Origin of the sequence: Alloyangia pacifica (assembly GCF_900116195.1) — a bacterium.
Classification (GTDB): domain Bacteria; phylum Pseudomonadota; class Alphaproteobacteria; order Rhodobacterales; family Rhodobacteraceae; genus Salipiger; species Salipiger pacificus.
In genome coordinates this window covers 22,788-32,518 of sequence record NZ_FOZW01000027.1, presented here as the reverse complement: position 1 = coordinate 32,518, position 9,731 = coordinate 22,788, and the positions used below count along the sequence as shown (strand labels likewise).

The window sequence follows — 9,731 nt, the reverse complement described above, 5'->3', positions numbered from 1 at the left end:
CGTCACAGCAGGCCAGGTGAGCGACTACGTCGGCGCGCGGGCCCTTTGCGACAGTCTGCCGGATGTCGACTGGCTGCTTGGGGATCGCGGCTACGACGCCGACTGGTTTCGGGAAGCGTTGAAAGACAAAGGGATACGCGCCTGCATCCCCGGACGAAAACAGCGCAAGGCGCCGGTGAAGTATGACAAGCGCCGCTACAAACGCCGAAACCGGATCGAGATCATGTTCGGCAGGCTCAAGGACTGGCGTCGCGTTGCCACTCGCTATGATCGATGCCCGAAGGTCTTCCTGTCAGTCATCGCCCTCGCCGCTACTGTGATCTACTGGCTATGAGTCCTGAGCCTAGGAATTGCAGGTATGGTGATCGGCGCGAGCGCCATCATCCGATCGCTGATGATTTACGGGCAGAGCATTGGCTCTGCCGAGCCCGATCCGGAGCGCGTCCGCCGTTTCATCGAAACCGCTCCTCCCCTGCCGAAGCACCTCATTCGGGTCGACCACGAGAGCGCTGGCAGTGACCCGCAGGGCCCTTCGACGACCAGGGCCGACCCAGAAGCATATGGTCACGATCCTGAGGGCGAAAGTCGATGACTATGCTCTCACTGGCACGAGAGTGCTCCGGATTTCTGAGCATGGACGCGCTGCTCTCGATCACCGGGATGCTCGTCTGCCTGTTCGGCCTCGTCCGTGTCATCCTCGCCTATACTGGGACGACGCGGTCGGCCGCCCCTGATCCCGAAAGGGTGAAGCGCTTTATCGACAGCGCCCCGCCAATTCAGGCTCCTCTGATCAACGACTCTAACCGCACGGATTCACAATAGGAATCCTGCATCGCCAAACTCATACGACAACGCCAACCGGGTTGAATAACTACAAAAAATGTCTTTGAGTGGCCGGAGATGTGTGGACGTCGGGCGGCCCGATTACAAAGTCCACGCGCGAAATTTTCGAATTCGCTGTGCGATGGGTTTCGGTCTGCGGATCGAGGTGATGTACGGCGACCCTATAGATACGGACCGTCTATGATCTCAGCGCACCCCACTCCCGGCTCCGTCATCCGCCTCCGCTCTGCTACCTGGAAGGTTTTAGGAACTTCCACCCTCAAGCGTGGGTTTCGGGAAATCCACTGTCGGGGCCTCAACGGTCTCGTGCGCGACAAGGAGGCCCGGTTCGTCTGGGATCTGGAAAAGGGCGCGCGGGTCCTCGACCCGGCGGCGGTGCGGCTGGTCCCGGATGTGTCCTCCGGTCTCATTGACACGAAACTGCATCTCGAGGCCGCGTTCCGGAACACCCCGACCACCACGCGGACGCCGCTGACCCTCGGCCGGGCCGCGATCGACGACCTACCGTTTCAACACCTACCGGTGGAGCGGGCTCTCGCGCAGGACCGGGTTCGCCTGCTGATCGCGGACGACGTCGGCCTCGGCAAAACCCTCGAAGCGGGCCTGATCACGTCGGAGCTGGCGCTTCGGGGCCGGGCGGATCGGATCTTGGTTGTCACGACACGGGCGATGCTCACCCAGTTCCAGAAGGAATTCTGGACCCGGTTCTCGATCCCGCTGTCGCGCCTGGACAGCGCTGCCATCCGGCGCATGCGGAACCGGATCCCCGCCCATTATAACGTGTTCGATCAGTTCGACCGGTCCATCGTGTCGATCGACACGCTGAAACGGGACGCCCAGATCCGGGAGGGGATCAAGCATTCGTACTGGGACCTGATCATCATCGACGAAGCGCATAACGCGGCAGCCCGGAAAGCCGCAGCGGGGGCGAACTCTCAGCGGGCGGAACTGGCCCAGCTTCTGTCCCGGCGGACCGACTCCCTTCTCCTGTTGACCGCGACCCCGCACGACGGGTCGCAGGAGAGTTTCGCGAGCCTGATAGAGATGCTGGATCCGACGCGCGTTCCGGACCCAACCCGGTTGCACCGATCGGATATCGAAGATCTGGTTATCAGACGGTTCCGGTCCGACAAGAACGTCGCCGCCGATATCGGGCAGCAGGTCCCGAAGCGGGAACTGATCCGCAGAAACTTCCCGCTTAGCCCCGAAGAGGAAATCGCCTATCAGTCGATCGCAGAGCTGCATCTGGATCTCGATGAACAATCGACCCGGGGTCGCGCCATTGATTTGTTCCGGACCACGCTCGCCAAGGCGATCTTTTCGAGCCCGGCGGCCTGCCTGGAAACGCTCGAGCGGCGCATCCGCGGCATTGAGAGCGGAACCGCCCGAGGCACCGAGGAGGACCGGCTCCGGCTCCGAGACCTAGCAGATCAGGTGGCGGCGATCGATGTTGGAGCCTTCCGGAAGTATCAGGAACTTGTCAAAATGCTGCGGGACCTGCGTTGGACTGGAAGGGCTCGGCGGGACCGGATCGTTATCTTCTCGGAACGCATCGCCACCGTGTCTTGGCTCGCGGAGCGCCTTCAGGCGGATCTGGACCTGTCCGAGGGTCAGGTGGCGCGTGTAGATGGGGGAAGCGTCGAGGCGGATGTCCGGACACAGGAAGTGATCGACGCTTTCGGGCAGGAGAAGTCCCCGATCCGTATCCTGATAGCCTCCGACATGGCGTCCGAGGGGCTTAACCTGCACTACCAGTGTCACCGACTCATCCATTTCGACCTGCCGTGGTCGCTCCTGCGGTTCCAGCAGCGTAACGGCCGGATTGATCGTTATGGTCAGGACCGCCCGCCGCTGATCACCTATTTCGTGGGCGAAAGCACGCACACGAAGGTGCGGCAGATGTGGGTCTTGGAAAAGCTGGTGGAAAAAGATGAAGCGGCCCAGTCGGGCGTTGGAGACCCTGCAGTCTTTCTCGGGAAGGGGGACGCTGACGAGGAAGAGGCTGTCGTCGCGGAAGCAGTCGCCACGGGTATCGGCGCCGATGCGTTCGACGCCCAGATGAACGCCCGCGTGGAAGAGGCGAAGACACAGATGTCCCTCGATGACGAGTTCGCGGCCCTCTTTGGGGACTACGCGGCTCCGGCCGAGCCAAAGGCAAATGGAGCGACCGCTTCCGAGGGCGCACCGCCGCGGCTCTTCCCGGATGCCTTCACCTATGCGACCGCGATGATCGGTCGGTTGTCTCGCGCCGAAGAGCGGGCCTTCCCGTCAGCGCCTGACATCTCGATGGGGGATCGGACGATCCGGATCGCGATTCCAGATGACATGCGGGCCCGGGACGGTTTCGGTTATGCGAGCGAGGGCGCGGTCGATGGTCGTTTCATGCCCGAAGAGGCTGTCGGCGCCGGGGACCGGGTCGAGTTGACCGATCAGGCGCAGGTGATCAACCGGGCGATCGATCATGCGAAGATGCAGGAGCGGTCCTGGCCGGTCGTGCAGTTCCTCTGGGATGGTCACCCGATCCTCGAATGGTTCGCAGACCGGGCCAGCACCTTTTTTCCAGAGCATTCCGCTCCGGTCGCGCCGCTGAGTGCCCTCTCCAAGGGAGAGGTTGCAGTGGTGATGCATGGTGCGATCCCGAACTCGAACGGTGCCCCGGTTGTCGATCGATGGGCCGTAGTGATCCAGGGGGCGGACGATAGTGTCAGTATCGAAGAGGTGCCGGACTTCATCGCCCGGGTCCGTCTCGCGCAGGATACCCCTGGTCGTCTGGTGGAAGATATGAGCGCTGCGCAGGCTGCGATCAAAACCGCTGTGGACCGGTTCCAGACCCATCTGCGCGGGCTCGGGAAAGAACGCGCGATCCTGATCCAGCAGGATCTCGACGCGGTCCTGACCCGGCTAGGAGAGTTGGAAGGCCGGTTCCATGACCAACTGACGCTCGATTTCGGCGAGGCTACGGACTCGACCGAGGGCCTCAGCGCGGTTGAAAAGAGACGACTGACGATACGGCGCGCGAAAGAGAAGAAGATCGATGACCTGTTCAAGGACTGGACAGAATGGTTTGAGCGGACCCGCCTGATGGTGGATGACCCCAATCCCTATGTCGATGTCAAAGCGGTATTTGTGGGGTGAGCGGATGGATCTGATCGGTATTGAAAATGAAGCCGAGTTCTTCCCGTCCGGAACGCTCTCCGATGTTCTTAAGGAAGAGCTTTCTGACATCACAGCCCGCTGGGTGGGCCTAGAAAAATCCGCCCATCCGATCGAGCGGCTGTCCCGGGTTGCGACCTCGACCATCGAAGCCCTTCGACAGATTCGGAATAGTTCGGACGCGGATCGCCGAACAGAATTAAGCCGGGAGATGCATTACGCCCTGCTGGGCGCTCTCGGGTATGCCTGGAAACGCGAGGCTGCATTCACCGCGCTGACAGGCGCACCGGTTATTCCCCTGATCTCGCGGGTGGGGGACGCCTCCGGTAGGGATACGCTCTGGATTATCGAGGCGCCCCTTCAGGACGCCGAGGACGAGGCGGCGGATCCGCTAGGGGCGTGTTTTGCGCCGGATCAGTTTCCCGCCGATGCAGGCGAAGCGGCACTTTTTGACCGGACGATCGAGTCCATTCTGGCGGAGGGGGTATTCGAACTCGCCGATGGACCTCGCCATGTTATGGTCTTGGGGCTCTCCCAGATCGTTTTGATCGACAAGCGGAAATGGCCCGCCCGGTCCGTCCTCCGCTTCGATCTTCAGGAAATCTTCACGCGCACGGACCGTGACACGCTTACGGTCATGGCCTGCCTGATCTCGCGGGAGACCCGCGTGCCTGAACAGGGCGCTCCAATCTCGGACCGGCTCGAAGAGGAGGCGCAGCGGAACGCCAACGCTGTCACCACCTCGCTGAAGCGCACGGTTCGGGACGCGATCGAACTCCTCGGCCAAGAGGTTCTGACTGTCACGGGCGGGAAGAACAAAGACGTCTGGATCGACGGGCCGGAGCTGTCGCGCGAATGCCTGCGCTATATGTACCGGCTCCTCTTCCTTTTCTACGCTGAGGCGAACCCGCGACTGAACCTCCTGGACCTGAAGAACCCGATCTATGCGACGGGTTATTCCCTGGAAACGCTGCGCGATCTGGAATCCGTGCCCCTGCGCACCACGGCGGACCGGGAAGGGACCTTCCTGTGGGAAAGCCTCCAACAGACGCTGACTCTGCTCTACACCGGGCTTGATCTCGCCGATGAGGAAAAGGGCAGCGGGCTGCGCCTGCCGTCGGTGAAGGTATCTCTTCTCGACCCGGCGAGCACGCCGCTTCTGAACGGGCTGATGCTGCGCAACGAGGCGATCCAGAAGGTAATCCGGCTCCTCTCGCTCCGGTCCACCGGAAAGAGCACGGGCCGGATCTCATATGCCAAGCTCGGGATCGGTCAGCTTGGTGCGGTCTATGAAACGCTGATTTCCTTCACGGGGGTCGTCGCGAAAACAGACCTCATCGAGCTGAAACCTCCAAAGGGGCGGTCGAACGACGCGGCCGAGGACGGGGACGATGCGGACGCGACAGATCTGGATGACGACGTTGAAGAAGATCTGTTCGGGGATGAGGACGCTGATCAGGACGAGGCGTTCCGCCGCGACAAGGTTGATCCGCTTGCCCCAAGCTGGTTCGTGCCGCGCAGCCGGATCGGCGAGTTCGCGCCAGAAGAGATTGTATTCAACGGTTCGGAAGCGCTGGTCTATCCCAAGGGAACCTTCATCTACCGCCTCGCGGGCCGAGACCGGGAAAAATCCGCATCCTACTACACCCCGGAACCGCTGGCGCGGCTCCTGGTCAAGCATGCGCTGATGGAGCGATGCCGGGACCTGACCGCCGACGAACTTCTTGAACTCAAGATCCTAGAGCCGGCCATGGGGTCTGCGGCCTTTCTGGTCGAAACCACAAATCAGCTTGCCGACCTCTACCTTGAGCGGAAACAGAAGGAGACCGGCAAGACGATCCCCCAGGACAAGGTTGTCGTCGAGAAACAGAAGGTGCGGGCCTATATCGCCGACCGGAACTGTTTTGGCGTAGACCTGAACCCGATTGCCGTGGAGCTGGGGGCGATCTCGCTTTGGCTGAACAGCCTCCATGCCAGCGACTTCTCGCCTTGGTTCGGGGATCAGCTTCATTCCGGGAACTCATTGATCGGCGCCCGCCGCGCCTCCTATGCGCCAACCTGGCTTAGCGCGAAGAAGCAGACAGACCTCTGGCTTAATGCAAAGCCGGACGAGATCGGCTGGCGGAAACGCCTGCCCGAGAACCACGTCTGGCAGTGGCTGCTGCCAGCCAAGGACATGGCGAATTTCGACAAGGACAAGTCGATCAAGCCCTTCGCCGGTGATGCGCAGGACCAGATCAAGGCATGGCGGAAAGACGGCTTCTTCAAAAAGCTGGAACCGCACGAGATCAAGCTTGCCCAAAAGCTCAGCCGCGTCGCCGAAGCGCTGTTCAACCAGGTCGCCGACGATCTCGCCAAGACCCGCACCGCGGCAAACGACGCGATCACGCTCTGGCCGGACAAGGTCATCCCCGGCAACAAGGGTCTCGATTTCCACGCCAAGGAAAAGCTGAACGCCCATCTGATCGGGGCCGATCACGCGACCAACACGCTGCCCTACAAGCGGCTCAAGACGGCGATGGACGCATGGTGCGCGCTTTGGCTCTGGCCGCTGGACAAGGCGGACCTACTGCCCAGCCGGGCGGAGTTCCTGCAGGGCATGGCGATGATCCTGGAGGGGGGCTTTACCCCGGACGGATCACTGGCCGCCCCCAGCATGGATGAGTTCGCCGATCCGTCCCCCGACTTTCTGGACATCATGGAGCCGGACGCACCTGCGCGGGACCTGTTCAAGGCCGCCACCAAGCGGCAGGACGGGCTGTTCCGCGAGACCAATGTCGAGGCGCTGATCGAAACCTTTGACTGGCTCGGCGTGGCGGTTGAGGTGGCCGAGCGCGAGCGCTTCGTGCATTTCGACCTGATCTTCGCAGACGTTATGAAGGCGCGGGGCGGGTTCGACGTGATCGTAGGGAACCCGCCTTGGGCCAAGCCTTCGTGGAACGAGGGGCTGGTGCTGGCGGATATCGATCCGCTTTATGCCGGGTTGTCGGCGTCGGACGCGAAAAAGGTTCTGCCTGAGGCGCTGCCGAAAGCGCCCACCGTGCGGCGAGAAGGGCGGATGGTCTCGGGGGAACGAGCGTTCCTTCATGACTTTGTTTCGACCAGGGGGGCGATGGAGGTGACCTCGTCCGAGGTGATGAATCCCTTCGCCGGGGGTGGGTCGAACAACCTATATCGCTGCTTCATCGACCTGTCGTTCCGGCTGATCGCTCCGAAGGGCTATGCAGCGCTGATCCATCAGGACGGGCATCTGGGAGACCCGAAGTCGGGGGCGTTCCGACGGCACTGGTATGCGCGGATCGCACGTCATTTCTCGTTTGTGAACGAAATGACGTCTAAGAACTTCTCAGAAGTCGCGCCCTACACGCGTTTCAGCCTCAACATTTATCGAGGTGAGCCAGGTAAAGTTGGATTTTTCCAATTTTCAAATGCTTACGCGGCCTCTCAGGTGGAGGAGTCCTTTGCTCACGACGGCATCGGGCCCTTGCCGGGTGTACGAAACAATTTTGGGAAGATTGATATCTCCGGGCATCGAACGAGAATTACATTTATCGATGAAAATTCTCTATCTGTCATTCGGTCTTTGACCGAAAACGATGACGTGCCGCTAGAGTTTGCGAAATTCGTTCAGCCCTACTCAAGCGGAACGTTGGATGTATTTAGGGAGTTTTCAAAATTTCCAAGGCTAGATGATGCACTAAGTTCTGGGAGCGGCGAGCCATCTTGGCAGATAAAAAATATGTGGGGCGAGACAAGTTCCCAAAAAGATGGTGTCATAAAGAGAGATACCGCATTTCATAAGATAGAAGACTTGGTCATTCAGGGTCCTCATTTTCATGTAGGGAACCCTCTGAACAAGACCCCGCGCAGTATATGCAAGAAAAAGGAGGACTACGATAATATTGATTTTTCTATCCTTCCTGAAAATTATAGACCCAGAGCAAACTATTCGCCAAGGATCGAGAGAGCAGAATATCTAAGATTGATGGCTGGCTGCGCCTGGGATGCGGGGAAAATTCACGCTGATTTCTTCCGTGTCGCTCTTCGGAATATGATTAATCTAAACAGTGAGCGCAGTTTGATTTGTGCGCTTATACCGCCCGGAATCGCACACGTGCATACTGTTGAGAGTGTGGCGTTTAAGAAGAACGAAGATCTCGTCAATTTTCATGCCCTTAGTATTTCACTACCGTTCGATTTCCTGGTTAAGGCCTCCGGTCGAGAGCACATTAGCGTATCGGATGTTGCAGGTTTCCCCTATCTTGAAGTTGATGAAATCGCTAAACATCGCGCTCTTCGTCTGGCATGTTTGACAGTAGACTATAGACCGATTTGGAATGAATTCTCACAAAAACTCAAAACTGCGCCATGGTCTTCTAATGATCCTCGGCTCTCCTATGAAGCCCCAGCCGAAGGGGTGGATGACTGGAAATTAGAAATTGGATTGCGCACCGACTTTGCTAGGCGTTTAGCGATGATCGAAATCGATGTTCTTGTTGCTCAAGCGCTTGGTCTATCGCTTGAGCAATTGATTGAGATATACAGAGTATATTTCCCCGTCTTGCAAAGAAAGGAGGGTAAGACCTTTTATGATGCACAAGGCCGAATTGTATACATTTCCGCAAAGGGAATGGAAACGGTTGGTTATTTGAATGAGAAAGGAAAAACGCCAAGCCAAAAAGAATGGCTAAATATACTCGCCGAAAACCCGACGGAACTGACCTGCACCGCCATCGACGACACGATGCCCGGCGGCCCGCGCGAGGTCACCCGGCACTTCGTCGGCCCCTTCACCCAATGCGACCGGATCGAGGATTACAAACGCGCCTGGGCCCATTTCGAGCGACTGAAATCTGTGGACGCCGCTGAATGACCGCGCTGCAGGCCGAACTCCCCCTTGAGGAAGGGATCGACGCGATCCTGCGCGATACGGCGGACCGGATCGACGAGCTCTACCGCGCCGCCAGCGAACCGGGTGCGCGACCGCCTTGGATCGACCTGTTCAACAGGATCGCCGGTCAGACTCACATGGCCCCGTTCAACCTGATGCTCGCAGACCTTCAGCGTCCCGGCGCACGCTATGTCGCCTTTCCGCAGAAATGGCGCGAGATCGGGCGAACAGTGAAACCTGCCGCGATCCCCATCGTCGTCCTGTGGCCCTTCTGCCCGGTGCGCTGCGCCTACGAACTCTCGGATACGACAGGCGACGCTTACGATGACGCGCTTCTGGATCGGGTGTTCGGGGAGCCGGTGCCAATGCGTGACGGTCTGATCGACCGGCTGGCCCGACGTGCCCTCAAGGAAGATCGGATCGACATCCGGAAGGTGAGCCTGGCATCCGGACTTGCCGGTGATGCCTGGGCGATCGACGTGGATCAGAACGCCAAGGTCAAACCCACAGGGCCGGGCTGGGTTGTCCGGGTGAATTCCAACCTGAATGAGAGCGCACAGTTCACCACGCTGATCCATGAGCTGGCGCACGTCTACCTCGGGCATCTCGGCGGGAACGGAAAGAAGTGGCCGAACCGTCGCCCCGACGGCCTCGATGTCCGGGAGTTCGAAGCGGAAGCCGTGACATTCATCGTGGGGAAGAGATTTGGCTTGAATCCCAATTCGGCCGAGTATCTGAATGGGTATCTGAAAGACGAAACCATTAAACACGTTAGCCATTCTGCGATCGCGCGGGCCGCAGGACGGATTGAACAACACGCCCGGTAAGACATTTTGACGTTGTG

6 protein-coding genes are annotated in these 9,731 nt (G+C 59.6%); all 6 read left to right on the top strand.

Annotated elements, in window-relative coordinates:
• Positions 1-334, top strand: a 334-nt coding sequence (locus BM397_RS28395) for an IS5 family transposase (protein ID WP_143187085.1), incomplete at its 5' end; no start/stop codon positions are given.
• 24 nt (positions 335-358) lie between these two features.
• The gene (locus BM397_RS28390) at positions 359-592 is read left to right on the top strand and encodes a hypothetical protein (RefSeq protein WP_092431387.1); all 234 of its coding nucleotides are present in this window, start codon (positions 359-361) and stop codon (positions 590-592) included.
• 41 nt (positions 593-633) lie between these two features.
• Entirely contained in the window at positions 634-822 is a 189-nt protein-coding gene (locus BM397_RS28385; RefSeq protein ID WP_143015472.1) for a hypothetical protein, read from the top strand.
• A gap of 327 nt (positions 823-1,149) precedes the next feature.
• Positions 1,150-3,978 (top strand): DEAD/DEAH box helicase, encoded by a 2,829-nt coding sequence (locus BM397_RS28380; RefSeq protein WP_176807005.1) that lies wholly within the window; start codon positions 1,150-1,152, stop codon positions 3,976-3,978.
• 4 nt (positions 3,979-3,982) lie between these two features.
• The gene (locus BM397_RS28375) at positions 3,983-8,869 is read left to right on the top strand and encodes an Eco57I restriction-modification methylase domain-containing protein (RefSeq protein WP_092431383.1); all 4,887 of its coding nucleotides are present in this window, start codon (positions 3,983-3,985) and stop codon (positions 8,867-8,869) included.
• Positions 8,866-9,714: a M78 family metallopeptidase domain-containing protein gene (locus tag BM397_RS28370; protein WP_092431382.1), complete on the top strand. Its 849-nt coding sequence runs from the start codon at positions 8,866-8,868 to the stop codon at positions 9,712-9,714. Before BM397_RS28375 ends, BM397_RS28370 begins: the two co-directional genes overlap by 4 nt.
• Positions 9,715-9,731: the final 17 nt, after the last annotated feature.

Coding starts and splice junctions, on each gene's coding strand:
- BM397_RS28390 (WP_092431387.1), top strand. CDS start 359: ATGGTGATCGGCGCGAGCGCCATCATCCGATCGCTGATGATTTACGGG.
- BM397_RS28385 (WP_143015472.1), top strand. CDS start 634: ATGGACGCGCTGCTCTCGATCACCGGGATGCTCGTCTGCCTGTTCGGC.
- BM397_RS28370 (WP_092431382.1), top strand. CDS start 8,866: ATGACCGCGCTGCAGGCCGAACTCCCCCTTGAGGAAGGGATCGACGCG.
- BM397_RS28375 (WP_092431383.1), top strand. CDS start 3,983: ATGGATCTGATCGGTATTGAAAATGAAGCCGAGTTCTTCCCGTCCGGA.